Here is a 22,337-nt window from a genome sequence, read left to right as displayed (position 1 = left end):
AGGCAGGGAGCGCTTCGGATGGCGAAACGGCGGCAGAAGGGAGGAAAGAGAGAATGATCGCGGCGGTCTTCGAAGGACCGGGCAGGCTCGAAGTCAAAGAGGTGGAGAACCCCGAGATAGGCCCCGACGAGGTACTGCTCGAGGTGGGGGCCAACACCGTGTGCGGGACGGACGTGAGGATCCTGCGCGGCGAGAAGAAGCGAGGCGTCAAGCCCGGCACGGTGATAGGGCACGAGATCGCAGGCCGCATAGCGCGCGTCGGGAGGAACGTCAGGGGCTACGAGGAGGGGCAGCCCGCCGCCCTCGCCCCGGTGATCTCCTGCGGCCGCTGCGCCTGCTGCAGGCGGGGGATGGAGAACGCCTGCCTCTCGCCGCGCATCTTCGGCTACGACACCGACGGCGGGCTCGCCGAGTACGTGCGCATCCCGGCCGAGGCCGTCGCCGCAGGCAACCTCTTCCCCGCGAGCGCGGACGTCCCTCCGGAGCACCTCTCGCTCGCCGAACCCCTCGCCTGCTGCGTGAACGGGCACCGCCGCTCGCGGATAGGCGTGGACGACGTCGTCGTCATCCTCGGCAGCGGTCCGATCGGCATGCTCCACCTGCAGCTCGCCCTCCTCGCCGGGGCACGCACCGTCATCGTCAGCGAACCCTCCGAAGCCCGCCGCCGCTTCGCCGCCGACCTCGGGGCGCACGTCACCGTGGACCCGACCAGGGAAGAGCTCGAAGAGGTGGTCTCGCAGGCGACCGACGGCTTCGGGGCGGACTCGGTGATCGTCTGCATCGGCATCCCCGAGCTGGTGAACGACGCGCTGCGCCTCGCGCGGCCCGGAGGGAGGGTCAACGTCTTCGCCGGGCTCGCCGGCAGGGGGCTCTCGGAGGTCGAGGCGAACCTGATCCACTACAACGAGCTCGAGGTCACCGGCTCTTCCAACTCCCGGCGGGTGGACTTCGAGAGCGCGCTGCGCCTGATCGAGAGCGGTCGGGTGCGGGTCGACGGGATGGTGACCCACCGCTTCCCGCTCGCGGAGGCGAAGGAGGCCATAGAGAAATCCGCGAGCGGTGAGGGGATAAAGGTCGCCGTCGTGCCGTAGAATGCCGGGGACGAACCTGAAGAAGGAGGGGCTGAAACCTTGGGCGTTCTGATCGGTGTTGACGTCGGCACCGGCGGCGTGCGGGCGCTGGCGGTGGATGCGGACTCCGGAGAGGTGGTGGCCGAGGCGGGTTCCGGCTACCCGCTCGCGAGCCCCCGTCCCGGATGGAGCGAGCAAGACCCTGGGGACTGGTGGCACGCGACCACAGATGCGCTGCGTGCCCTCGCCGCGCGGGTCGAGGACGAGATCCTGGGGATCGGGCTAACCGGCCAGATGCACGGCTCGGTGTTTCTGGACGGCGCCGACCACGTCATCCGTCCCGCCCTGCTGTGGAACGACCAGAGAACCGCGAGACAATGCCGCGAGATCTCAGAGCGCGTCGGGGTGGAGCGGCTCATCGCGATCTCAGGCAACCCCGCCCTCACCGGCTTTCAGGCCCCGAAGATCCTCTGGTTGCGTGAGGAGGAGCCGGAGAACTACGCGAGGCTCTCCCGCATCCTGCTGCCCAAGGATTACATCCGGCTCATGCTCACCGGCGAGTACGCGACCGACGCCTCCGACGCCTCAGGAACCCTGCTTCTGGACGTGAAGCGGCGCGACTGGTCGCCAGAGATCCTCGACGCCCTCGAGATAGATCGCTCCTGGCTCCCGGAGGTCTTCGAGGGCCCGGAGAAGACCGGCACGCTGCGGAGGGAAGCCGCGGAGCAGACGAACCTCCCCGCCGGCATCCCCGTCGCCGCCGGGGGCGGGGACAACGCGGCCGCGGCCGTCGGGGTCGGGGTGGTGCGCGAGGGCATCCTGAGCTCGTCGGTCGGGACGAGCGGGGTCCTCTTCGCCCACACCGGCACCTTCACACCCGACCCGTCCGGGCGGGTGCACGCCTTCTGCCACGCCGTCCCCGGGGCCTACCACCTGATGGGCGTGACCCTCTCCGCGGGAGGCTCGCTCTCCTGGTGGAGGGAAAAGCTGGGCAGGGACTTCGACGAGCTCGTCGAGGCCGCATCGGGGGTGGAGCCCGGCGCCGAGGGGCTCCTGTTCCTGCCCTACCTCTCCGGCGAGAGAACCCCGCACCTCGACCCGGGGGCGCGCGGGGCCTTCGTCGGGCTCACGATCCGCCACGGCGTGGAGCACATGACCCGGGCGCTGATGGAGGGGGTCGTCTTCAGCCTGCGGGACTCGCTGGAGATCCTGCGCTCCCTCGGGGTGGGGGTGGAAGAGATCCGGGCGACCGGCGGTGGGGCGCGCAGCCCGCTGTGGAGGAGCCTGCAAGCGGACATCTACGAGGAAGAGATCGTACGCACCACCTCAGACGAAGGTCCGGCATATGGGGCCGCGCTCCTGGCCGGGGTGGCCTCCGGGGTCTACGGGGACGTCGCGGAGGCCGTCTCACGCGTGAGGCTGCGCGGGGAGGTCACACGTCCCGATCCGGAGCGGGCGAGGCTCTACACGGAGTACTACCGGATCTACCGCACCCTCTACGAGGCGAACCGGGAGGCGATGCACGCCCTCACGCAGCTCGCGGGAGGCGGCTGAGAGCTTCGTCGGCGGCTCCCTCTCTGCTAACATCGGGCGCATGGCAGCCATCCTGAGATCGGTGCTCTCGATGTCGGCCGCGACGGCCCTCTCGCGCATCACCGGCTACGTGAGGACGTTCACCCAGGCCGCGGTCGTCGGGAGCGGCACGGTCGTCGCGGAGGCCTACACCTACTCCAACTCGCTGCCGAACCAGATCTACGAGCTGTTCATGGGCGGGATACTCTCCTCCATCTTCATCCCGCTCCTGGTCGAGCGGCTCTCGCGCCACGGGGAGCGCGACGCCCGGCTGCTGGCGAACGCCCTCGCCACGCTGGTCGTCCCCTTCCTGGCGCTCATCACCCTGCTCGGGATCGTCTTCGCCCCCGCGCTCGTCGGCTTCATAACCGACTGGAAGGCGTCCAGCTCCCTCTCCCCCGCCGAGGCAGAGAGGACGACGGAGCTCGCGGTGCTCCTCTTCCGGGTCTTCGCCGCCCAGATCTTCTTCTACGGCGTCGCGGCGCTCGAGATGGGCATCCTCAACGCCCACCGGCGCTTCTTCCTCCCGGCGTTCACCCCGGTCCTGAACAACCTGATCGTCATCGCCTCCTTCGGGGGCTACGCTCTGCTCTCCGGAGCACACCCCTCCCTCGCGCTGCGGGTGCTCGCCTTCGGGACCACGCTCGGGGTGGCGGCGATGGCGCTCGCGATGCTCCCGGCCGTCCTGCGGCTCGGCTACCGCCCGCGCCTGGTGTTCGGTCATCCCTCGCTCGCGCCCGCCGCCAGGCTCGCCGGGCCGATGCTCGTCTTCGTCGTCTGCTCGGTGGGGGTGCAGGTCGCGGCGAACTACTTCGGGTCGGCGGCGGGCGGCGTCTCGGACCTCTGGTACGCGTTCATGATCTTCCAGCTCCCCTACGGCATCTTCACCGTCTCCATGGCGACCGCCCTGATGCCCGAGCTCTCCGAGAGCTACGCCCGCCGGGACGCGGCGTCGTTCCGCTCCACCCTCTCCTTCGGCCTGAGGACGATGACCTTCGTCCTCGCTCCGGCCGCGGTAGGAATGATCGCGCTCTCCCGCCCCATCGTCGGCTTGCTCTACGAACACGGCAACTTCACCGGCCGGGATACGCTCTCGGTCTCGGTTTTGCTCGCCGCGTACGCGGTCGGGCTGCTCGGTTACGCAGCCTACTTCGTGCTCGTCCGCTCGTTCTACTCGCGGCAGAACACCCGCGCTCCGGCGACCCTCAACGCCGGGCTCCTCGTCCTGTACGTCGTGCTCGGACACCTCCTACTGAGGTGGCTCGGGCTCGTCGGGGTCGCGCTGGCCTTCTCTATCTCCTACACCATCCTGGCCCTCGCCCTGCTCCTGGCGATGCGCCGGGTACTGAAACGCCTGGGCGGCAGGGGGATGCTGCGCTCCTTCTCGCGCATCGTCCTCTCCGCGGCGGGCATGTACGTCACGGCCCGCGCGGGGCTCGCCCTGACCGGGCCGGGCCCGGGGCTCCTCGGGCACGCCGCCGTCCTCGTCGGGGTCGGCGGCGTCTCGCTCGCCGTCTACCTGGCGGTGGCGGCCCTGCTCCGGACCGAGGAGCTGGGCTACGCCCTCTCGCTCCTCCGGAGAAAGGCTGCGGCAGGGAAGGGCTAGGAAGCCCTTCCCTGCCGCTCGCGCACCGCGCGGACCATCTCCTCCGGGGAACGGTCGGTCTCGTCGCGGCGCTCGTCCATCTTCACCACCGTGTAGACCCTCCGCGCCCCGGCCTCGAAGACCGCCTCCTGCGCCCGGTCCAGCGCCCGGTAGAACTCCTCCCGGCTCTCTGCCTCGACGGTCGTGCCCATCGCCTCCAGCGTGCACCTGAGCCCGGAGGACTCGAAGGCGCTCACCGCGGCGGCGACGTACTCGCTCACGCCGGTCTTTTCGGTCCCGACCGGGACCACGCTCACCTCGGCTATGATCATCTTTCTCTCCTCTTCAGTCCCACTCGGGCGCGAGCCCGGCCGGGCTGGTGATCCGCCCGTCGGGACGGGCGAGGGACGAGATCCTCTCCATCTCCTCCTGGGAGAGCTCGAAGTCGAAGATGTCGAAGTTCTCCTCGGCCCGCCCCGGGTTCGCGGTCTTCGGGATGGCGACGACCCCCTCCTGCTGGATCAACCACCGCAGCGCCACCTGCCCCGGGCTCTTGCCGTGGGAGCTTCCGATCTCGCGCAGCGTCTCGTCCTCCTGCACCCGCCCCTTCGCGAGCGGGCTGTAGGCCGTGAGCGCCATCCCCTCGGAGCGCAGCTTCCCGAGCAGCTTCGACTGGTCCAGATACGGATGGTACTCGACCTGGTCGGTGACGAGCGGCGCCTCGCTCAGGGAGACGGCCCGCTCGACGAGCTTCGTCGTGAAGTTGCTGACCCCGATGTGCCGCGTCTTCCCCGCGGATCGCACCTCGTTCAGGGCCCCGATCGTCTCCTCGAGCGGCACCTCGGGGTTGGGCCAGTGCAGGAGCAGGAGGTCCACGTACTCCGTGCGCAATCTCCGGAGGCTCTCGTCCACCGAGTTCAGCAGGTCGTCGTGCCTGAAGCGGTCCGGCCAGACCTTGGTGGTGAGGAAGACCTCCTCCCTGCCGACCCCCGAAGATTCCAGCGCCCGGCCGACACCGGCCTCGTTGCCGTACATCTGCGCGGTGTCGACGTGCCTGTAGCCGACGCCGAGCGCGTGCAAGACCATCCGTTCGGCATCCCCTTCCGGGAGCCGGTAGGTTCCGAAACCGAGGATAGGTATCTCCGCTCCGTTCGCCTTTACCTTCTGCATACCGCTCGAAAACCTCCCATCAGATATCACCGGTCGGCGTCCCACGATCTCTTACCCGCAGAACCCGGGCGGATAACAGGAGTCTCGGAGCGAGGGGTGAACGAAGATACCGGGAGAAGCGGGCCTGGCAGGATTCGAACCTGCGACACACGGCCCCGGAAACCGTTGCTCTATCCCCTGAGCTACAGGCCCACGAACCAGCTAGATATGCTATCAGGAGAGCCTTTCTTCTTCAATCGCTTTGTTAAGCGGCCGCTAAACGGGTAAACTAGCCCGGATCGGGTCATGTACGCGGTGATCTCGGACATCCACGCCAACCTGGAGGCGCTCGAGGCCGTGCTGGACGACATGCCCGAGGGTGTGGAGCGGGTCTTCTGCCTCGGGGACGTCATAGGCTACGGGGCGAGCCCCAACGAGTGCTGCGACATCGTGCGCGAGGCCGGGATGCCGCTCATCACCGGCAACCACGACCTCGCGGTGACCGATCTGAGCACGGACCTCGCCTGGTTCAACCCGGTCGCGGCCGCGGCGGTGATCTGGACCCGGGGCCAGCTGAGGAAAGACAACGCCGCCTTCCTCCTTTCGCGGCCGAGGACGATGCGGCACCACGACGCCATGTTCGTGCACGGTTCGATACGCGACCCCGACGAGTACATCCTAAACGGCGTCACCGCGAGCGAGAACCTGGAGATACTGCGCCGGGACCACCCGGAGGTGGAGGTGTGCTTCTTCGGCCACACCCACGTCAAGGCGATAGCCCCGGCCCCGAACGGATCCGTCTCCGGCGAGAAGTGGCTGGACCTGGGATCGCACGGTCCCTATCTGGTCAACCCGGGCTCCGTCGGCCAGCCGCGCGACGGGGACACCTTCGCCTCGTACGTGCTCGTGGAGGAGGGGGAGGGAGGTCCGTGCGTCACCTACCGGTTCGTCGAGTACGACATCGAGGGCGCGCAGGAGAGGATCCGCAGGGCCGGGCTCCCGGAGGTGCTGGCGGAGAGGCTCGCCGTCGGCCGTTAGGGCAGGATGGGTGAGGACCGCTTCATCAAACTGTTCACCGTGGAGGAGGCGAACGGGCTCCTGCCCCGGCTCAGGGAGCTCTTCGCCGAGGTCGCAAGACACCGGGACGCGATGCGCGACAGGAACCTCCAGGTGGAGGAGGTGATGGAGAACGCCCCAGCCGACAGCGGGAGCAGGGCCGCCTCGGAGTACCTGGCGGAGGCCCACGGGCTCTACAGGAGCATGGAGCGGATCCGGGAGCTGGGCGTCATGCTCAAGGACCTCGACGCGGGGATCATGGACTTCCCCTGCGAGCGAGGCGGGGAGCTGGTCTTCCTCTGCTGGCACCCCAGAGAGGAGAGCGTGCGCTACTGGCACGAGGTCGAGGATGGCTACCGGGGCCGCAGGCCCATCTCGGAGCTGTGAGGGTAGTCCTGCAGCGGGTCAGGGAGGCCTCGGTCTCGGTCGGCGGGGAGAAGGTCGCAGAGATCGGACGCGGCCTGCTCCTGCTGGTGGGGGTCGCCGAAGGGGACGGAGAACCCCAGGCCGACTGGCTCGCAGGGAAGATAGCGGGTCTGCGCATCTTCGGCGACGAGGCGGGAAAGATGAACCTGAGCGTGAAGGACACCGGCGGCGAGATCCTCGCCGTCTCCCAGTTCACCCTGCTCGCCGACACCAGCCGGGGCAAGAGGCCGAGCTTCGTGCGGGCGGCCCGGCCGGAGGAGGCAGAGCCGCTCTTCGAATACTTCTGCGAGAAGCTGCGTGAGGCCGGGGTGGGGACGGTGAAGAGAGGCGTCTTCGGCGCGGTGATGGAGGTCGCGCTCGTGAACGACGGTCCCGTCACCATAGTCCTCGACCGATGAGGAGAGCCGCCGGGCGGCGGCTCTCCTTCAGGTAAACCTACCTCCTGCACAGCCCCCCCGGAACGCTGGTGTTGCACCGGTTGCCGACGAACCGGTTGCCCGACCCAGAGCCATCCCAGAAGATATCCGGCCCGTTGCGCACTATCGTGTTGCCGACGACGGAGTTGTCCTTCGGCGGCGTCCCGCCGAGACCACGCACCACGACGACCCCACCCCTGACAATGCTCGAACCCGAGGCGACGTTGCCGGTGATCGAGTTGCCGGCGAGGCTCACGTCGTGCGCGCCGAGGATCGCGACGCCGACCCCGGAGATGTCCGGTATCTCCTCGTGCGCCGGACACGAGCGCGAGTTGTTCTGTACCTTATTGCCGACCATCCTGAACGCGCCGGCCGGTCCCGGCTCGTCGGCCAGGAAGAGCGCACCCAGGCAGTTGTCGTGGAAATCGTTGCCCGCGATCCTGCCGTGGGTGGCGTTGCGGACCAGGATACCGAACTCGTTGCCGTAGGAATCGTTGCCCACCACCGTCGCGTTCGCGTGCGGCGAGTCGCCGACGTAGAGCCCGGCCTCCCCGGTGGAGCCGCTCGTGGTGTTGGAGATCATCCGCGTCCCGGTCGAGTCGAACGCCGCGATGCCGTACTCGCCGTTGTCCACGGCGCGGTTGTGCATGAACGTGGCGTCCCTGGCGCCGAGGGCGAAGATCCCGAACTCATCGAAGTCGCGGACCGTGAAACCAAAGATGCCGACGCCGCTCACGTAGCCCGCGACCTGTCCGGTAGCGGGGTTCACGTCCCCGAGGACGCAGAGACCTACGGAGCCGCACGGACCCGGCCTGGCGGGCGGTCTTATCACGGCGTGCCGACCCAACAGCCGCAACCCATCCTTGCGGATCACCACGCTCTCGCGGTGGGTGCCGCGTACGATGATGGTCGTGCCCGGCCGGGCGTGGTTTACCGCAGCCTGTATCGACTGCCCGGGACCGACGAACACCGTCCCGGAACGGGCCGGGCTCTTCGCCAGCACGACGCCCGCCACGGCGGCGGACGCCAGCAATACGGCGAAGATCGAGGCGACGAGAAGTTTTATACGAACCCTCATGACTCCTTCCTTCTCCCGTAGTCAGCAGCCGGAGATACGAGCCCAACGACAGCCTCCCTCACCTCCTTCCACCCGAAGCCTTTCTCCGGCCTTCCTGCAACCGATGTTGCAGGAGGTACGGGCGCGGCACATCCCCCATATGGTCTATTTTTTACAAACTTCCGTCGAGACGGTGCCCTCGACGTAGAGGGTGGCCGGTCGGGTGTACCCTTCGCGCAGGATACGCTGGCGGAGGGCTTCGATCCGCCCGGGGTGAGAGCGGGCGAGGGCCGGGTAGGGGCCGGCGGGATCGCAGAGCTCCCGCAGGACGAGCTTCTCGAGGTGCCGGATGCGGAAAGGCGGCGAGATCCGCCAGCGAACGCGCGCGAGGACGGCCTCGTGCAGCGAGATCAGACGCCCGGGCGGGCCGATGCCGTAGAGCACGGCGCCCGAGCGCTCGCGGGCGGCGAGGCGCTGGAGGTTCTCGTCCTCGAGCTGCGTCGCGGGCACTTTGTCCACGAAATCGCTCGTCGCGACCCGCCCGCCGGGGCGCGTCACGCGGGCGAGGGCGCGGAGGGCCTCGCTGGCCGGTCTTCTCCCCACGTCGAGCTCGTGGAAGAGCCCGGCGGAGTAGACGAGGTCGAAGGTCTCTCCGGCGAAGGGCGGGTCGAAGACGTCCCCACGGACGAGGCGCACGGGGCAGGGGACTTCCGCCTGCGGGAGCAGGGTACGGGCCGCCTCGATCCTCTCCGGGTCCGCCTCGAGCGCGGTGAGGCTCCCGCCGGATCCGACGCGCCGGGCGAGGCCTTCGATCCAGAGCGGGGATGCCCCTCCCGCGTAGAGGACGCGGAAACCCCCGACGTCCCCGAGCAGGTCCAGCTCGCGGTCGCAGAAAGAGATCAGGTCGCACTCCAGCTCGTCGCGCTCGTCCGGGGAGAGCGGGTCACCTTTGTATAATCTCTGCGGCATGAAGGTGATTGTCGCAAGGGATCTCGTAAAGTACCACGGCGGCGAGGTGAAGGTCCTCTCCGGGGCCTCCCTCGCCGTGGAGTCCGGGGAGAAGGTCGGCCTCGTCGGGCGCAACGGCGCCGGCAAGACGACGCTCCTGAACATCCTCGGCGGCCGGGAGGAGCCCGACGCGGGGAGCGTCGAGCTCGTCGGCGGGGCCGTCGTGGGGATGACCCCGCAACAGCTCTACGCCGGCGAGCGCGGGCGAAGGCCCGTCGAGGAAGAGATGCTCTCGGCCTTCGAGCCCCTGATCCGCCGCGAAGAAGAGCTCGCGGAGCTGGAGCGTTTGATCTCCGAAGCCCCCTCCGAGGCCCTGCTCGAGCGCTACGGACGACTGCAGGCCGAGTTCGAGCGCGACGGGGGCTACGAGTACCGGGCGCGGGCGGCCTCGGCGCTCTCCTCGCTCGGCTTCGAGCCGGAGGACTGGAAGCGCCCGGCCGGATCCTTCTCCGGTGGGGAGCAGAGCCGCATCGCCCTCGCACGCCTCCTGCTCTCCGAGCCGGATCTCATCCTGCTCGACGAGCCGACCAACCACCTCGACCTCGGGGCGATAGAGTGGCTCGAGGGGTTCATCAAGAACACCCGCTCGGCCGTGCTCGTCGTCTCCCACGACCGCTACTTCCTGGACAACGTCGTAACCTCCATCCTCGAGCTCGAGGACGGCAGGATCACGCGCTACACCGGCGGCTATTCGGAGTACGTCGCCCAGAAGCGGGCCCGAACCGAACAGCTCGCCCGCAAGGCCAGGGCCAACGAGGAGAGAAGGGCGCAGCTTGAGCGCTTCATCGAAAAGAACCGGGCCAAGGCCCGCAAGGCGAGCCAGGCCAAGAGCAAGCAGAAGCTCCTGGAGAGGATGGAGAAGATAGAGGTCCCCTCCACCCGCCAGAAGAAGGTCCATCTCGACCTCGGGGGCGAGAGGGTGCGCGCCGGACGCGTCGTCCTGGAGATGGAGGACGTGCGCTACCGGCACGAGGATGAACAGGAGATGCTCCTCGAAGAGATCGACCTCGTCGTCGAGCGCGGCGAGCGGGTGGCGCTCCTCGGCCCCAACGGGACCGGCAAGAGCACGATCATGCGCCTCGCCTCGGGCGAGCTCGAGCCGCTCTCGGGCACCGTACGCCTCGGGCACAACGTCATCCCGGCCTACCAGGACCAGCAGCTCGCCCGGCTCGACCCGGGGAAGACCGTGCTCGACGAGCTGCGGGACGCCACCGGCCTCGACCCTGCGGACGCCCGCGACCTGCTCGGCGCCTTCCTCTTCTCCGGCGACGACGTCTTCAGGAAGGTCGCGGTCCTCTCCGGCGGGCAGAAGAGCCTGCTCTCCCTCGCCGAGATCGTCGCGAGCGACGCCAACTTCCTGCTCCTCGACGAGCCGACCAACGACCTCGACATCCCCGCCCGCGAAGCCCTGGAGGAGGCGCTGCTCGACTACCGGGGGACGATCCTCTTCGTCTCGCACGACCGCTACTTCCTGCGCAGGATCGCGACCCGCATCGTCGAGCTCGAGGGCCGCACCCTCCGGAGCTACCCCGGCGGCTACGGTTACTACCTCTCCCACCGCCGCCTCGACGCGAAGGACTCCTCGAAGAAGACCCGACGGCGCCTGCGCCCGGGCATGGACCGGAAGCAGAACGTCCTCGCCACCCGGCTCGTCGCCGTCGAGGGCGAGATAGACGCAACCGAGCGCCGCATAAACCGCCTGGAGAAGGAGCTCGCCACATCAGAACTCTACTCCGACGGCGAGCGCTCGCGCCGGCTCGTTACCGAGCACCGCCAGCTCAAGAGCACGCTCGAAGGGCTCTACGCGGACTGGGAGGAGCTCATGGCCGAAGCCGAAGAGGCGGGGATATAAGCAAAAAGAAGTCGGGACGAGAGGATTTGAACCTCCGACCTCCTCGTCCCGAACGAGGCGCGCTACCAGGCTGCGCTACGTCCCGACTGAGCAGGTATTATACCAGCGAAAACCACCCTTTCAGCCTCAGACGGCGATGAACCCTCTATCCCGGCTGGCGTAGAGCTCGAGGGCCTCGGTCATCGCCCGGGCGAGGGTCTCCGGGTAGGAAGGATCGCGGGCCATCTCCAGCTCCCTCGGGTTCGTGAGAAAGAGCGGCTCGACCATGACCGCCGGGATGTTCGTCTCGCGCAGGATGTCGTAGGAGCGGCCGAACTCCCCGATGTCGCAGGTGCCGAGGGCCCGGCAGATCCCGCGCTGGACGTAGGTCGCGGCCATCCTGCCCCGGTGGGAGCGGTAGCCCATCCGCTCGAAGTAGAACGTGGCCGTACCACGGGCCGAAGGGGTGTGGTGGTGGGCGTGGTGGATGGAGAGAACCATCTTCGCCCCCGAGGAATTCGCCAGATACGCCCGGTCCTCCGGGGAGACGTAGACGTCCTCGCTGCGGGTCAGGATCACCTCCCGCGCCGGGAGGATCCGGGCGAGCTCCCGCGCCACGGCCAGGTTCAGCTCCGCCTCCGAGAACCCGTCCGGGCACACGTACCCGGCATCCTCCCCGCCGTGGGCGGCGTCCACCACGATCGCGCCGTCGAACAGGTCGTCCGGGAAGTATCCGTCGTTCTTGTCGGGGATCTGGTAGGTACCGAGCGTCTGGCTCGAGTAGGTGTAGAGGACGCGGAAGACCTTCTCGTCCACCACACCGTCCACCTCGAGTCCGGCGTTTCTCTGGAAATCGAGCACGGCACGCGCCGTACGCTGGTCGAAGAGGCCGTTTACCGCCCCTGGATCGAAGCCCAGGTCGTTGAGCATCCGCTGCAGCTCGGCGACGTCCGCGCCCCTGAGGGGCGGCTGACGCAGATAGAGCAGACGGCTCCCAGGACGGTACCCCGCCTCCACGAGTTCCCGCCAGGTGATCCGGCCGACGACGCCGTCGGCCTCTATGCCCACCTCACGCTGGAAGGACTTGACCGCGAGCTCGGTCTCCTCCCGGAAGACCCCGTCTATGCCCCGGTCGCCGAGGTCATACCCGAGAGCGTTGAGCCGGGTCTGAAGGTCCACCACCTCCCGGCCCCGATCTCCCCTGCGTAGCACCTGCACGGCCCTGATCCAGCCTCCCCCCTGTAGCGAGCCGAAGAGCTCTCCGGACGGGAAAGGGGCCGGGCACCCCGGCGCGGAAGATGCCCGGCCCCCGGAAGACCGCCCGGAAGGGCGGCTCTTCGCCTTCTCTCAGTCCTCCACCACCCCGAGGATGTCGTCGGCATCCAGGATCATGTACTCCTCGCCGTCGAGTTTGATCTCGGTGCCGGAGTACTTGGCGAAGACGACCACGTCTCCCGGGTTGACCTTTACCCCGTCCTCGAACTCGCCGACGGCCACCACCTCGGCGGTCTGCGGCTTCTCCTTGGCCGTGTCGGGGAGCACGATGCCGGATTCGGTCTTCTCCTCGCGCTCGACGAGCTTGACCAGGGCACGCTCACCTAGCGGTTTGAACTTCATCTCTTACCTCCTTCTCCATCTGAGGCTTGCCACCCACGAAGGCCCGGGGAATCTGCGGCCTCCGGATTTCTCAAGCGGAAATTTTAGCCGCAGCGCCCGCGCTGTTCAATCGAGCCCGAGCTGCTCGGAGAGCTGCCGCTTGGGCAGCGCCCCTATGGCCTTCCTCGTCGCCCTGCCGTTCTCGAAGCGTATGATCGTCGGGATGCTCGAGACGTTGTAGCTCATGGCCGCATTCGGATTGTCGTCGACGTTCACCTTGACGAAGCGCACGTCGTCGCGGCTCTCGGAGAACTCTTCCAGCACCGGTGAGACGCGGCGGCAGGGCGCGCACCACGGGGCCCAGAAGTCCACTATTACCGGCTTGTCGCTCTTGAGGACCTCCTCTTCGAAGGTCGAATCGGTTATCTCCTTGACCGCCATGCTCTGCGTAACACCTCCTGTCTTTCGTCTCTCCTCGGGCGAGAGGATTCTAGCACGCCCCCCGAAGCCCCCTACCGCACACTGCCCGCCTCGAAGCTGCCGATGGCCTCGACGCGCACCTCATCGGCGAGCTCTTCGGCCCGACGCGGCTCGAAAACACCCGCCCCGAGGGTCTCCACGTTCGCAGCGGCACACCCGGCGGCCAGTTTTATAGCCTCGGTCTCCGGCAGCCTGCGGTGCAGAAGCCCGGCCAGGAGCCCGGCGAGATAGGCGTCCCCGCTGCCGATGGTCGAGAGCGCTTCGACCTTCGGAGCCCGGGCGCAGAGCACCGTCCCATCCATGAATCGGGCGTACGAGTAACCATCGGGCGAGGTTATGCACGCCGCTTGCGCTCCGAGTTCCGAGAGCCGGGTGAGCCCCCTGGGGAAGTCCTCTTCCTCTATGAAGTCGAAGCCGACCACGCTCTCCGCCTCCCCCTGGTTGGGGCTGACGAGCGCCGGGTTCGCCTTGAGCGCCGCCTGGAGGACCGTCGGCGTGGAGTCCACGACCGTGTAGAGCCCCCGTTCCCTCGCCCGGTGCAGCAGATCCACGAGGTACCCGGCCTCCAGATCACGCGGCAGGCTCCCGGCGAAGACGACGGCCGTCGCGTACTCCATCAGGTGCTCGAAGCGTCGGACGAACTCCCGGGCCTCCTCGGGCTTTATCGAGGGGCCGTGCTCGTTTATCTCGGTCTGCGTGCCACCCGTCGGATCGATGAGCGCGGTGGAGGTGCGGGAGTTTCCGGCTATCTCGACCAGATCGAAGGGGATCGCCGCCTCGGAGAGCCCGTCGCGTATGGCGTCCCCGTTGCGCCCGCCGGCGAACCCGGTGACCAGCACCGGCACCCCGAGCCCCCTGAGTCCCCGCGCGACGTTTATACCTTTGCCGCCGGCGAGGGCTATCTCTTCCTGGGCCCTGTGCCGGTGTCCGAGCGTGAGGTTGGGCACGACGAGCGTGCGGTCCACAGCAGCATTCAAGTTCACGGTCAGGATCATGGCGCACCCGTACCCTTCGGTCTCTCTTCCAGAACAGGCCTCATCCCTATCCGAAGATCCCCCGAACTGTATACCATAACTTCTGCCACCAGTGCGCGGCGGCGTATCCGCGTCCGGCGACCAGTGGGCTCCTGCCCACGATCCTGCCGTCGACTTCGACCGTGACCTCGCCGAGCTTCTCACCCCTGCGCACCGCGTCCGGGAGCTTCTCGCGCACGTGCACCCTGCGTTCGATCCCGTCCCCTTCACCGACCGTGTAGGAGACGCTACGCCCGGCGAGAAGCTTCACCTTCTCGCCCCTGCGGTACGGAACCCCCACGCTGGCGTACTCCCGGCCAGCCCGCACGAGCACCCTGTGATCGTAGTGCGCGAAGGCGTAGTCGAGGAGGCTGGCCGCGTCCGGGAAACGCTCACCATCGTCGAGCAGCACGACCAGGTAGGACTCGTCGCCGCGCCGCGCCGCGGCGACGAGGCAATCACCGGCCTTCGGCGTGGTGCCGGTCTTGACGCCCTCGGCCCCCGGGTAATCGAAGAGGAGCCGGTTGGTGTTGACGAGCGGTATCTCCCTGCCCCCGACCCGCAACGTGGTGTAGCCCGTCCCGACGATCCGCCGAAAGAGCGGATGACGCCAGGCGACCCGGGTCATCTTCGCCAGGTCGCGGGCGCTGGTGTAGTGCCCTTCCTGGTCGAGGCCTATCGGGTTCTCGAAGTGGGTGTCGTGCAGCCCGATCCTCCCCGCCTCCTCGTTCATCTCGGCCACGAACCTCTTCGTGCTTCCTCCGCCGAGCGACTGGGCCAGCGCGTACGCGGCGTCATCGGCGGACGGGATGAGCGCGGCCTCCAGCAGTTCCCTCCGCGTCAACCTCTCCCCCACCGCGAGCCCGGCGTTGCTGTACGGGGCTCTCGCGTACGCGGCGGCTCGCCGGGAGACGGTCACCTTCCGGTCGAGATGACCCGCCCCGAGCGCGAGGATGGCGTCCATGATCTTGGTCGTGGAGGCCATCGGAAGCCTGAGGTTCTGGTCTTTGCCGGCGAGATAACGACCGCTCCGAAGATCGACGAGAACCCAGGCTTTCGCGTGCACCGCCGGCGGATGGACGGCGGCGTGCGCGACGGTCGCGCCCCCCACCAGGAAGACCACGGCCGCAAACACGGTGACGATCCACCTACAGGGCATATACCTCCCGAGCACCTCCCGCTCTCTCCGGGCCCCATGTCTCCCCGGCGGGCGACAAGGCCCCCGGCAGACAAGTATAATCGCGGCGTCATGCGCTGCTTCTCCGAGCCTTACATCCGCCCGGCATGAGACGCTTTCTCGCCGTCGTCATCGTGGTGATAGTCGTGGCAGCCATCTACAGGCTCTTCGCCGGTGCGGAGACGGCCACCGGCACGCTCACGCTGCCGCAACCGGCGCCGGACGCGGGGCAGAAGGCCCCGACCTTCACGGCGAAGAGCGTCTCGGGCCGGCCGTTCAGGCTCACCCGACGCGGCACCTACGTCCTGGTCTTCTGGGACTCGCTGGACGCTCAATCCTCGCAGGCCCGCCGGAGCTTCACCCGGCTCGCCCGCAGGTTCGACGGGACCAGGGTCACTTTCGCCGCGGTGTATATAGGAGACGCGCCCACCACCCACGACACGCCCTACACGGTCCTGACCGACGGTGGCGGCAGGCTCTCATCCATGTACAACGTCAAGCGGGTGCCGAGGCTGTTCCTGATCCACGACGGTAGAATAATCCTCGTGCAAAACGGATACTACGAGGAAAACACCCGAATACTCGCCCGCGACCTGAAGGAAATGACCTCCGGGAAAGACGCCAGGCCCCCGGAGAAACGCTGAAAAACGACGAGAGAGGGAGGTCGAAAGGAGATGTCGAGAGAGAGCGCGGTTCAGATCCTCGGTGCCATCGTCGCCATACTCACCATAGCGGTGACGATAGCCGCCCTGGTGGACATCTTCACCGCCTAGCGGATGCCCCTACCCCGCACGCACACCACCGGAGAGGAGATCCTCTCGCGCCCACCTCGCCGCTTCGCGTGCGGCATCTTTCCAGTCTAGATCAGGTCTCCCCTCGTAGGCGTAGAGTACGCCGCGGCTGCTGTTCACCAGCACGCCCGATCCCCTCTCGTCCAGCAGAGGAACGACCTCCCGCACACCTCCCCCCTGTGCACCGTACCCCGGGACCAGAAACAGGTGCTCCGGCAGAAGCTCGCGCACCCTCTTCCCGACCTCCGGCCGCGTAGCCCCGACGACGGCCCCGGCATCCGGGTGTCCCCCCTGATCTAACCCCAGCCTCTCCACCAGCCGGGCCGCAACCTCGAAGAGCGGGGGGTTCGTCGACGACTGTACGCCGGCGGCCGAGGGGTTGGAGGTCGCCACGAGCACGAACACACCGCCCCCGCGCCCGAGCTCCCGCACCTTCTCGAGAAACGGGACGACCGCATCCTCGCCCATGTACGGGTTCACCGTCACACACGAGGCGCCGTAGACCTCCAGGTGCGCCTCCGCGTAGGCCGCGGCCACCTCCCCTATGTCGCCGCGCTTGACGTCCGCTATGACCGGAAGCCCGAGCCCCCCCGAAGCTTCGATGAGCTCCCGGTAGACCCGCATGCCCTCCGGCCCGAGGCGCTCGTAGCAGGCGGCCTGCAGCTTGATCGCCGCCGCCTCCTCCGCCACCGCCTCCAGGACACCGAGACAGAATTCCCTCGTCCGCTCCACCTCGTCCTCCTCCAGAGAGCGAAGCGGAGCGGGTAGCCTGCCCGGCATGGGGTCGAGCCCTACGACGAGCGGGCTGCGCCTGCGCCGGGCGGACTCGGTCAGCGCTTCCAACGCACCACCGGGAGCGCGGCGGAGGCGCCTCCGGAATAATGCGCTACTTGATCGCCTCCTTGAGGGCGTTGCCGGCGGTGAACTTCGGTACCTTGGAGGCGGGGATGTTGATCTTCTGCTGCGTCTGCGGGTTCACCCCCTGCCGGGCAGCCCTCTCCTGCACGTAGAACTTGCCGAACCCGGTGATCTGGACCTCGGACCCCTTCTTGAGCTCGGAGGTGATCACCTCGGTGAAGGCGTCGAAGAACCTCTGGGCCTCGCTTCGAGAGCCGTTGGCCCGCTCTGCGATCTCCTGGATGAGCTGGGTCTTGTTCATCTCCCGGTCCTCCCTTTCCTCTTCGCTTCTCTTGCTACCATCGGCTACATCTTGCGGACTATACCAGAGAGGTATACCCGTCTCAAACCGCCATATCTACCCCGAGATCGCTCATCTTAAGCAGGGATTCGAAACGAAAACGCCCCAGGGTCGCCGCGGGGCGTTCCCTGCGGTCGAGCACCGCGACGATCTTCTCCACCTGGCAACCCAGCGCGCTCAGCTTCTCCGCCGCGGCGAGAGCCTGCGCCCCCGTGGTCACGACGTCCTCCAGCAGCACGACGTCCTCCCCCTCCCGCAGCCGGCCCTCGACCTCCCTGCCCGTCCCGTACTCCTTCCCGGAACGGCGGACGATTACGTAGGGAAGCCCGCTCTGCAGGGAAGCCGCCACTACCAGCGGCACGGCGCCGAGCTCCACCCCAGCGAGCCGCCGGACGCCGGGCGGGATTCGTCCGACGAGCCGTCGGGCGATCTCCCCGAGCAGCTCCGGGTCGGTGGAGAAGAGGTACTTGTCGACGTAGAATCGGCTCTTCTTGCCGCTGGAGAGCACGAATTCCCCCTCCAGCAGCGCGGCCTCCCGCACGCGCGCGGCGAGATCATCCATCCTCGTCCTCCGGACGACGCTCCAGCTCCCGCAGCGCCTCATCGAGCGGCCCGAAGTCCACTTCCTCGAGGACCCTGCCGACCTCTCGCTCGTTCCTCTCCAGCTCCCCGAGCCTCTCCTCTATCCCGCTCCCGACCTCCTCCAGGAGGCTCAGGGCGTGGTCCAGTATCCCGGAGACCTCCTCCGCGGGAGCCTCCTCGAGCCTGCCGGCGAGGCGCTCGAGACGGGAGACTTTCTCCTCGAGATCCTCGGTTCGCGTCTCTTCTCTATCCCGATCCATGACCTGAAAGACTATACAACACGCCCCCCGGACTATCCTCTCCCGCCTCTTCCGGCGGCCCGGGCGAAGAGCAAGCCGAGCAAGACGACCATCAAGAGAAGTCCGGCGAAAGGTACGAGCCCTCCGACAAGGATGCCGTATCCGGCCCGGAGCAGGAAGAAAGAGGCAACCCCCGCGAGAGCCACGAGCAGCGGGACGAGCGCCGCGAACAGGGAGAGTAGACCTCTCGGCCCCACCGTACGCTACCTGGTCACCCGGTCTATGGCCTTCACGAGGTCCGTGATGAGCTCCTCAGAGGCTCCCTCCCGGCCGGCCCGCTCCTCGACGAAGTCCTTGAGCAGGAGCGTGTTTATCCTGCGGATGGCAGAGAAGATGGCGTTGGTCTGCTGCACGATCTCCGCATAGGTCGCCTCCCCCTCCTCGACCATCTTCTCCACCCCTCGCACGTGCCCCTCGACGCTCTTCAGGCGCCGCAGCACCTCGGCCTTCGCCTCCTTCTGCATCCCCTATCCAGCCTCCTCCCGGCCGCCGATTTCAGCCAGAAGCTCCCTCACCACGGTCGCATCGTGGAACGGCACGTCCCCCTCGGGGAGATGCTGCACCCGCTCGTGCCCCTTGCCGGCCACCACGACGACGTCCCCCGGTCGGGCCGCCTCGAGCGCCCGGCGTATCGCCTCCCGACGGTCGAGCACGATCTCCGTCCGCCCCGGATCGGCCCCGGCCGCGACATCCTCGGCTATCTCACGCGGGTCCTCCGAGTAGGCGTCGTCGGTGGTGATCACGCTCCAGTCGGCGAGCCTGGAGGCGACCTCGCCCATGAGCGGCCGCTTCGCCCTGTCGCGCTCGCCCGCGGCCCCGAAGACGCAGATCACCCGTCCACGGGCCATCGGGCGCACCGTCCCGAGCAGCTCCTCCAGCCCCACCTCGGTGTGCGCGTAGTCCACGACGACCTCGAACCCGAGAGGATTCGGCACCCGCTCGAGCCTGCCCGGAACCTGGCGCATCCCTTCGAGCGCCCGCGCCACCGTCTCGAACCCGACCCCGATCTCGAGCGCAAAAGCCGCGGCCCCGGCCGCGTTGAGTACGTTGTAGCCGCCGGGGAGCGGGATCCGGAGCCTCCCCACCCCCCGTGGCCCGCGCAGCACGAACGAGCTCCCTCCGCCCTCCTCACGCACCTCCCCGACCCGGTAGTCGGCATCAGGATCCACCCCGAAGGTCTTCGACCCCTCGATCTCGGAGGCCAGACGCCGGCCCCAACCGTCCGAGACGCCGACGACCCTGGGCCCCTCAGCCCAGAAGAAGAGCTTGCGCTTGGTCCTGTAGTACTCCTCCATCGTGCCGTGCAGGTCGAGATGATCCCGGCTGAGGTTGGTGAAGATCGCACCGGAAAAACGCGTCCCCCAAACCCTCTTGAGCGCGATCCCGTGCGAGGAGACCTCCATGACGACCCGCCGGATCCCCCGCCGCACCATCTCCGCGAGCGTCCCCTGCACCTCCGGGGCCTCGGGCGTCGTGCGCCCGGAATAGGCCTCCTCCCCACCAACGAGCGTCCCCGCCGTCCCCATGAGCCCACAGGTGTCTTCCCCGAACCGGGCCGCGAGGATCTCGTACAGCATGTAGGAGGTCGTCGTCTTGCCGTTGGTCCCGGTTATGCCGTACACCTCGAGCCCGCGCGAAGGATCCCCGCAGACCGCACAGGCCAGAGCGGCGAGCGCCTCCCGCGCATCCGGCACCACCGCCACCGGGGCCCCCTCTACCGGCCGCTCCGCGACTACGAGCGCGGCCCCCCGCCTCAAAGCCTCCGGGACGAACCGCAGCCCATCCTGCTTGAAACCCGGCACCGCCACGAACGCATACCCCTCCCGCACCCGCCGGGAGTCGTGCGTCACCCCCTCCACACCCCGCACGCCCTCGGGTATACTCGTGCCCAGTATGCGGGCCAGACGTCCACTCTCCACGAACATCGCCGGTAGTTTAGCAGGAGCCCGGCCCGACATACCCACCCGACCCCGCGAAGTCCGACCTCTGGCCCGCGGGACAAAAATCGTCCGATGAGGTGACTGCACCGGTGCGCTGTGTTAACCTAATCGAGTTGTGTTACAGAAATGTAACAGCGATCCATGGATGCTTCTTCGGGCAGTCAAAGTGGCCGTGGCAGCCTGGCGGCCCCGAGACAGGAGAGGAGATGGATGACGACCGAGAACGCCACCATGCTGAATGAGAGGACCGACGAACTCCTAAGCCGCGGTAGGAGTCAAGGGTTCGTCAGCACGGAGGAGATCGCCGACTTACTCCACGAAGGCGACCTCTCGGCGTCCGAGGTCGAGGAGCTATACGCGACGCTCGAGGAGGAGTCGATAGCCGTAGTAGAGGGTGAGGACGACTCTCCCGAGGGTCGGGAGGCGGACATCAAAAGCCCCGACAACAACCCTGCGGCGCAGCTGGCGCAGGCGGTCGCCACGGGGGATTCGATCCGGATGTACCTGGCCGAGATAGGCCGGGTGCCGCTGCTCACCCACGCGGACGAGATAAGGCTTGCCAAAGGTATCGCGCGGGGCTGCAAAAAATCCAAGGACAAGCTGGTCGAGGCCAACCTCCGCCTCGTCGTCTCGATAGCGAAGAAGTACCGCAACCGGGGGGTCTCCTTCCTGGACCTCATCCAGGAGGGCAACCTCGGGCTCATCCGGGCGGCGGAGAAGTTCGACCACACCAAGGGCTACAAGTTCTCCACGTACGCGACCTGGTGGATCAGGCAGGCCATCACGCGGGCGATAGCGGACAAGGGCCGCACCATCCGCATCCCGGTGCACATGGTCGAGAAGGTCAACAAATACCACCGCACCCACCGCAGGATGACCCAGGCGCTGGGGCGCGAGCCCACCGACGAGGAGATAGCCCGGGAGCTCGGGGTGGAGGTCGAGGAGATCCTCCGGTTGCAGGAGATAAGCCAGAAGGCGATAAGCCTGGAGACCCCGGTGGGAGAAGAGGACTCCTCGGAGCTCGGCGACTTCCTCGAGGACCAGAGCTGCACGGCCCCCACCGACGCGGTCAGCGAGTCGCTCCTGAAGGCGCAGCTGCGCGAGGCCCTCAACGAGCTCCCGGAGCGGGAACGTCAGATCATCGAGCTGCGCTTCGGGATGAAGGACGACCGTCCGCGCACCCTGGAGGAGGTCGGCCGCGAGTTCGACATCACGCGCGAGCGGGTGCGTCAGATCCAGATGAAGACCCTCAACCTGCTGCGCGAGCAGCGCCGCACCCAGAACCTGCGTGAGTATCTCAGGTAGCGGCCCCGGGCTGCACGACTTCGTCTGCGAGATAGCTCGACAGGCGGGAGAGCTCCAGCTCTCCCGCTACGAGCGTCCGGGCGAGGTGCGGGAGAAGGCGCCCAGGGACGTAGTGACCGAGGTGGACCTCATGTGCGAGCGGCTCCTCGTCTCGCGCATCGAGGAGCGCTACCCGGAGGATGCCATCCTCTCGGAGGAACGCGGAGGTGAGGTTCCCGAGGAGGGACGCGGTTGGCTTTTGGACCCGCTCGACGGCACCGCCAACTTCTCCCGCGCCAACCCGCTGTTCTGTTGCTGCGTCTCGGTCGTCGAGGGAGGCCGGGTCACCCACACCGCCGTCGCCGTCCCGCTCCTCGGAAGGCTCTATCACGCAAGCCTCGGCGGGGGTGCATTCTGCGATGTCGGGGGCGAGAGGATGCGCCTCTCGGTCGGAGGAGCGGGCTCCCTGGAGTACGCCTTCGTCGGCGTCGACCTCTCCCTGCCGGTCAAGCGGGGGCCGTACAGGGACGGCCTGCAGAAGGTCCTCGACGCCTGCTGGCAGATAAGGGCCCTGGGTAGCGCCGGCATCCGAGGCGCCTGGCTCGCCGCCGGGCACCTCGACGCCTCGATCGGCACCCGCAACACCCTCTGGGACTACGCGCCGACCGCGCTGCTGGTCTCCGAGGCCGGGGGGAGGGCCACCGATCTGAGCGGCCGGCCCTGGACGCTGGGTTCGGATGGCCTTCTGGCGACCAACGGCCTGTTGCACGAGGAGATACTGGACACCCTGAACGCCTGAGAAGCGAG

General features: G+C 67.9%; 26 protein-coding genes and 2 tRNA genes. 10 read left to right on the top strand and 18 right to left on the bottom strand.

The genetic code is table 11. From position 1 onward, the window contains the following. The first annotated feature begins 53 nt into the window (after window positions 1–53). From AC6EKW_RS06625 to murJ, 3 genes are read left to right on the top strand one after another with little or no spacing between them, the layout of a single operon-like run. The gene (locus AC6EKW_RS06625) at window positions 54–1,091 is read left to right on the top strand and encodes a zinc-binding dehydrogenase (RefSeq protein ID WP_273887927.1); all 1,038 of its coding nucleotides are present in this window, start codon (window positions 54–56) and stop codon (window positions 1,089–1,091) included. A gap of 39 nt (window positions 1,092–1,130) precedes the next feature. Further along, window positions 1,131–2,624, top strand: a complete 1,494-nt coding sequence (gene xylB, locus AC6EKW_RS06620) for a xylulokinase (protein WP_273887926.1) — start codon at window positions 1,131–1,133, stop codon at window positions 2,622–2,624. Between the two features lie 40 nt (window positions 2,625–2,664). Then, window positions 2,665–4,248, top strand: coding sequence for a murein biosynthesis integral membrane protein MurJ (murJ, locus tag AC6EKW_RS06615; protein WP_498513972.1), 1,584 nt, complete (start codon window positions 2,665–2,667; stop codon window positions 4,246–4,248). On the opposite strand, the gene AC6EKW_RS06610 is transcribed toward murJ, so the two are convergent. The 3 genes from AC6EKW_RS06610 to AC6EKW_RS06600 all read right to left on the bottom strand — a co-directional run bounded on the left by AC6EKW_RS06610 (window position 4,245) and on the right by AC6EKW_RS06600 (window position 5,589). Continuing rightward, the gene (locus AC6EKW_RS06610) at window positions 4,245–4,559 is read right to left on the bottom strand and encodes an MTH1187 family thiamine-binding protein (protein ID WP_498513971.1); all 315 of its coding nucleotides are present in this window, start codon (window positions 4,557–4,559) and stop codon (window positions 4,245–4,247) included. The two genes, murJ and AC6EKW_RS06610, sit on opposite strands and share 4 nt — an antisense overlap. 13 nt (window positions 4,560–4,572) lie before the next feature. Further along, a complete protein-coding gene (locus tag AC6EKW_RS06605) occupies window positions 4,573–5,397 on the bottom strand; it encodes an aldo/keto reductase (protein WP_498513970.1) in 825 nt (274 codons plus the stop codon). Window positions 5,398–5,516: 119 nt separating this feature from the next. Beyond that, window positions 5,517–5,589, bottom strand: a tRNA-Arg gene (locus AC6EKW_RS06600). A gap of 93 nt (window positions 5,590–5,682) precedes the next feature. Between AC6EKW_RS06600 and AC6EKW_RS06595 the strand changes: the two genes are divergently transcribed. From AC6EKW_RS06595 to dtd, 3 genes are read left to right on the top strand one after another with little or no spacing between them, the layout of a single operon-like run. After that, a complete protein-coding gene (locus AC6EKW_RS06595; protein ID WP_273887922.1) occupies window positions 5,683–6,414 on the top strand; it encodes a metallophosphoesterase family protein in 732 nt (243 codons plus the stop codon). A gap of 6 nt (window positions 6,415–6,420) precedes the next feature. Continuing rightward, window positions 6,421–6,819, top strand: a complete 399-nt coding sequence (locus AC6EKW_RS06590) for a DUF2203 domain-containing protein (protein ID WP_498513969.1) — start codon at window positions 6,421–6,423, stop codon at window positions 6,817–6,819. Then, the gene (dtd, locus tag AC6EKW_RS06585) at window positions 6,816–7,256 is read left to right on the top strand and encodes a D-aminoacyl-tRNA deacylase (protein WP_498513968.1); all 441 of its coding nucleotides are present in this window, start codon (window positions 6,816–6,818) and stop codon (window positions 7,254–7,256) included. Before AC6EKW_RS06590 ends, dtd begins: the two co-directional genes overlap by 4 nt. A 37-nt stretch (window positions 7,257–7,293) precedes the next feature. On the opposite strand, the gene AC6EKW_RS06580 is transcribed toward dtd, so the two are convergent. Both AC6EKW_RS06580 and AC6EKW_RS06575 read right to left on the bottom strand, forming a co-directional pair. Continuing rightward, window positions 7,294–8,352, bottom strand: coding sequence for a right-handed parallel beta-helix repeat-containing protein (locus AC6EKW_RS06580; RefSeq protein ID WP_498513967.1), 1,059 nt, complete (start codon window positions 8,350–8,352; stop codon window positions 7,294–7,296). A gap of 144 nt (window positions 8,353–8,496) precedes the next feature. Next, window positions 8,497–9,300: a class I SAM-dependent methyltransferase gene (locus tag AC6EKW_RS06575; protein WP_498513966.1), complete on the bottom strand. Its 804-nt coding sequence runs from the start codon at window positions 9,298–9,300 to the stop codon at window positions 8,497–8,499. Here AC6EKW_RS06575 and AC6EKW_RS06570 point away from each other — a divergent pair. Beyond that, window positions 9,299–11,191 (top strand): ABC-F family ATP-binding cassette domain-containing protein, encoded by a 1,893-nt coding sequence (locus AC6EKW_RS06570; RefSeq protein ID WP_273887915.1) that lies wholly within the window; start codon window positions 9,299–9,301, stop codon window positions 11,189–11,191. The genes AC6EKW_RS06575 and AC6EKW_RS06570 overlap by 2 nt on opposite strands. A gap of 11 nt (window positions 11,192–11,202) precedes the next feature. Here AC6EKW_RS06570 and AC6EKW_RS06565 read toward each other — a convergent pair. The 6 genes from AC6EKW_RS06565 to AC6EKW_RS06540 form a co-directional block, all read right to left on the bottom strand. Further along, a tRNA-Pro gene (locus tag AC6EKW_RS06565) sits at window positions 11,203–11,276 on the bottom strand. 41 nt (window positions 11,277–11,317) lie between these two features. Continuing rightward, window positions 11,318–12,388 carry an N-acetylmuramoyl-L-alanine amidase gene (locus AC6EKW_RS06560; protein WP_498513965.1) on the bottom strand — a complete coding sequence of 357 codons (1,071 nt, stop codon included), beginning with the start codon at window positions 12,386–12,388 and terminating at the stop codon, window positions 11,318–11,320. Between the two features lie 129 nt (window positions 12,389–12,517). Next, window positions 12,518–12,787, bottom strand: coding sequence for a co-chaperone GroES (gene groES, locus AC6EKW_RS06555; protein WP_273841963.1), 270 nt, complete (start codon window positions 12,785–12,787; stop codon window positions 12,518–12,520). A 105-nt stretch (window positions 12,788–12,892) separates the two neighbouring features. After that, window positions 12,893–13,207 (bottom strand): thioredoxin, encoded by a 315-nt coding sequence (gene trxA / locus AC6EKW_RS06550; RefSeq protein WP_273887913.1) that lies wholly within the window; start codon window positions 13,205–13,207, stop codon window positions 12,893–12,895. Window positions 13,208–13,278: 71 nt separating this feature from the next. Next, on the bottom strand, window positions 13,279–14,241 hold the full coding sequence (locus AC6EKW_RS06545; RefSeq protein ID WP_273887911.1) for a 1-phosphofructokinase family hexose kinase: 963 nt from the start codon (window positions 14,239–14,241) through the stop codon (window positions 13,279–13,281). A gap of 46 nt (window positions 14,242–14,287) precedes the next feature. Then, complete coding sequence (locus tag AC6EKW_RS06540; protein WP_273887910.1) at window positions 14,288–15,418, bottom strand: D-alanyl-D-alanine carboxypeptidase family protein; 1,131 nt, start codon at window positions 15,416–15,418, stop codon at window positions 14,288–14,290. Window positions 15,419–15,543: 125 nt separating this feature from the next. On the opposite strand from AC6EKW_RS06540, the gene AC6EKW_RS06535 reads away from it, so the two are divergent. Beyond that, the gene (locus AC6EKW_RS06535; RefSeq protein WP_273887909.1) at window positions 15,544–16,080 is read left to right on the top strand and encodes a peroxiredoxin family protein; all 537 of its coding nucleotides are present in this window, start codon (window positions 15,544–15,546) and stop codon (window positions 16,078–16,080) included. Window positions 16,081–16,218: 138 nt separating this feature from the next. On the opposite strand, the gene pyrF is transcribed toward AC6EKW_RS06535, so the two are convergent. The 7 genes from pyrF to AC6EKW_RS06500 form a co-directional block, all read right to left on the bottom strand. Further along, entirely contained in the window at window positions 16,219–17,070 is an 852-nt protein-coding gene (pyrF, locus tag AC6EKW_RS06530; RefSeq protein ID WP_273887908.1) for an orotidine-5'-phosphate decarboxylase, read from the bottom strand. Window positions 17,071–17,113: 43 nt separating this feature from the next. Beyond that, on the bottom strand, window positions 17,114–17,386 hold the full coding sequence (locus AC6EKW_RS06525; protein WP_273887907.1) for an HU family DNA-binding protein: 273 nt from the start codon (window positions 17,384–17,386) through the stop codon (window positions 17,114–17,116). Between the two features lie 82 nt (window positions 17,387–17,468). Then, complete coding sequence (pyrE, locus tag AC6EKW_RS06520; RefSeq protein ID WP_273887906.1) at window positions 17,469–17,987, bottom strand: orotate phosphoribosyltransferase; 519 nt, start codon at window positions 17,985–17,987, stop codon at window positions 17,469–17,471. Further along, window positions 17,980–18,267, bottom strand: coding sequence for a hypothetical protein (locus AC6EKW_RS06515; RefSeq protein ID WP_273887905.1), 288 nt, complete (start codon window positions 18,265–18,267; stop codon window positions 17,980–17,982). The genes pyrE and AC6EKW_RS06515 overlap by 8 nt, the downstream gene beginning before the upstream one ends. A 32-nt stretch (window positions 18,268–18,299) precedes the next feature. Then, window positions 18,300–18,503 (bottom strand): hypothetical protein, encoded by a 204-nt coding sequence (locus tag AC6EKW_RS06510; protein ID WP_273887903.1) that lies wholly within the window; start codon window positions 18,501–18,503, stop codon window positions 18,300–18,302. A gap of 6 nt (window positions 18,504–18,509) precedes the next feature. Continuing rightward, window positions 18,510–18,770, bottom strand: a complete 261-nt coding sequence (locus AC6EKW_RS06505) for a metal-sensitive transcriptional regulator (protein ID WP_273887902.1) — start codon at window positions 18,768–18,770, stop codon at window positions 18,510–18,512. A 3-nt stretch (window positions 18,771–18,773) separates the two neighbouring features. Further along, complete coding sequence (locus tag AC6EKW_RS06500) at window positions 18,774–20,231, bottom strand: UDP-N-acetylmuramoyl-L-alanyl-D-glutamate--2,6-diaminopimelate ligase (RefSeq protein WP_273887958.1); 1,458 nt, start codon at window positions 20,229–20,231, stop codon at window positions 18,774–18,776. A gap of 225 nt (window positions 20,232–20,456) precedes the next feature. Here AC6EKW_RS06500 and AC6EKW_RS06495 point away from each other — a divergent pair, with 225 nt between their 5' ends. Continuing rightward, window positions 20,457–21,551, top strand: coding sequence for a sigma-70 family RNA polymerase sigma factor (locus AC6EKW_RS06495; RefSeq protein WP_273887901.1), 1,095 nt, complete (start codon window positions 20,457–20,459; stop codon window positions 21,549–21,551). Then, a complete protein-coding gene (locus AC6EKW_RS06490) occupies window positions 21,535–22,329 on the top strand; it encodes an inositol monophosphatase family protein (RefSeq protein WP_273887900.1) in 795 nt (264 codons plus the stop codon). The genes AC6EKW_RS06495 and AC6EKW_RS06490 overlap by 17 nt, the downstream gene beginning before the upstream one ends. Window positions 22,330–22,337 lie beyond the last annotated feature (8 nt).

It is taken from the genome of Rubrobacter sp. M3-4, assembly GCF_059772285.1.
This window is presented reverse-complemented; position numbering and strand designations above follow the sequence as displayed.

Bases quoted from the DNA above. Each gene is read 5' to 3' on its own strand.
- AC6EKW_RS06625 (WP_273887927.1), top strand. From the start codon at position 54: ATGATCGCGGCGGTCTTCGAAGGACCGGGCAGGCTCGAAGTCAAAGAG.
- murJ (WP_498513972.1), top strand. From the start codon at position 2,665: ATGGCAGCCATCCTGAGATCGGTGCTCTCGATGTCGGCCGCGACGGCC.
- AC6EKW_RS06610 (WP_498513971.1), bottom strand. From the start codon at position 4,559: ATGATCATAGCCGAGGTGAGCGTGGTCCCGGTCGGGACCGAAAAGACC.
- AC6EKW_RS06605 (WP_498513970.1), bottom strand. From the start codon at position 5,397: ATGCAGAAGGTAAAGGCGAACGGAGCGGAGATACCTATCCTCGGTTTC.
- AC6EKW_RS06595 (WP_273887922.1), top strand. From the start codon at position 5,683: ATGTACGCGGTGATCTCGGACATCCACGCCAACCTGGAGGCGCTCGAG.
- AC6EKW_RS06590 (WP_498513969.1), top strand. From the start codon at position 6,421: ATGGGTGAGGACCGCTTCATCAAACTGTTCACCGTGGAGGAGGCGAAC.
- AC6EKW_RS06580 (WP_498513967.1), bottom strand. From the start codon at position 8,352: ATGAGGGTTCGTATAAAACTTCTCGTCGCCTCGATCTTCGCCGTATTG.
- AC6EKW_RS06570 (WP_273887915.1), top strand. From the start codon at position 9,299: ATGAAGGTGATTGTCGCAAGGGATCTCGTAAAGTACCACGGCGGCGAG.
- AC6EKW_RS06575 (WP_498513966.1), bottom strand. From the start codon at position 9,300: ATGCCGCAGAGATTATACAAAGGTGACCCGCTCTCCCCGGACGAGCGC.
- groES (WP_273841963.1), bottom strand. From the start codon at position 12,787: ATGAAGTTCAAACCGCTAGGTGAGCGTGCCCTGGTCAAGCTCGTCGAG.
- trxA (WP_273887913.1), bottom strand. From the start codon at position 13,207: ATGGCGGTCAAGGAGATAACCGATTCGACCTTCGAAGAGGAGGTCCTC.
- AC6EKW_RS06545 (WP_273887911.1), bottom strand. From the start codon at position 14,241: ATGATCCTGACCGTGAACTTGAATGCTGCTGTGGACCGCACGCTCGTC.
- AC6EKW_RS06540 (WP_273887910.1), bottom strand. From the start codon at position 15,418: ATGCCCTGTAGGTGGATCGTCACCGTGTTTGCGGCCGTGGTCTTCCTG.
- AC6EKW_RS06535 (WP_273887909.1), top strand. From the start codon at position 15,544: ATGAGACGCTTTCTCGCCGTCGTCATCGTGGTGATAGTCGTGGCAGCC.
- AC6EKW_RS06525 (WP_273887907.1), bottom strand. From the start codon at position 17,386: ATGAACAAGACCCAGCTCATCCAGGAGATCGCAGAGCGGGCCAACGGC.
- pyrE (WP_273887906.1), bottom strand. From the start codon at position 17,987: ATGGATGATCTCGCCGCGCGCGTGCGGGAGGCCGCGCTGCTGGAGGGG.
- AC6EKW_RS06515 (WP_273887905.1), bottom strand. From the start codon at position 18,267: ATGGATCGGGATAGAGAAGAGACGCGAACCGAGGATCTCGAGGAGAAA.
- AC6EKW_RS06505 (WP_273887902.1), bottom strand. From the start codon at position 18,770: ATGCAGAAGGAGGCGAAGGCCGAGGTGCTGCGGCGCCTGAAGAGCGTC.
- AC6EKW_RS06500 (WP_273887958.1), bottom strand. From the start codon at position 20,231: ATGTTCGTGGAGAGTGGACGTCTGGCCCGCATACTGGGCACGAGTATA.
- AC6EKW_RS06495 (WP_273887901.1), top strand. From the start codon at position 20,457: ATGACGACCGAGAACGCCACCATGCTGAATGAGAGGACCGACGAACTC.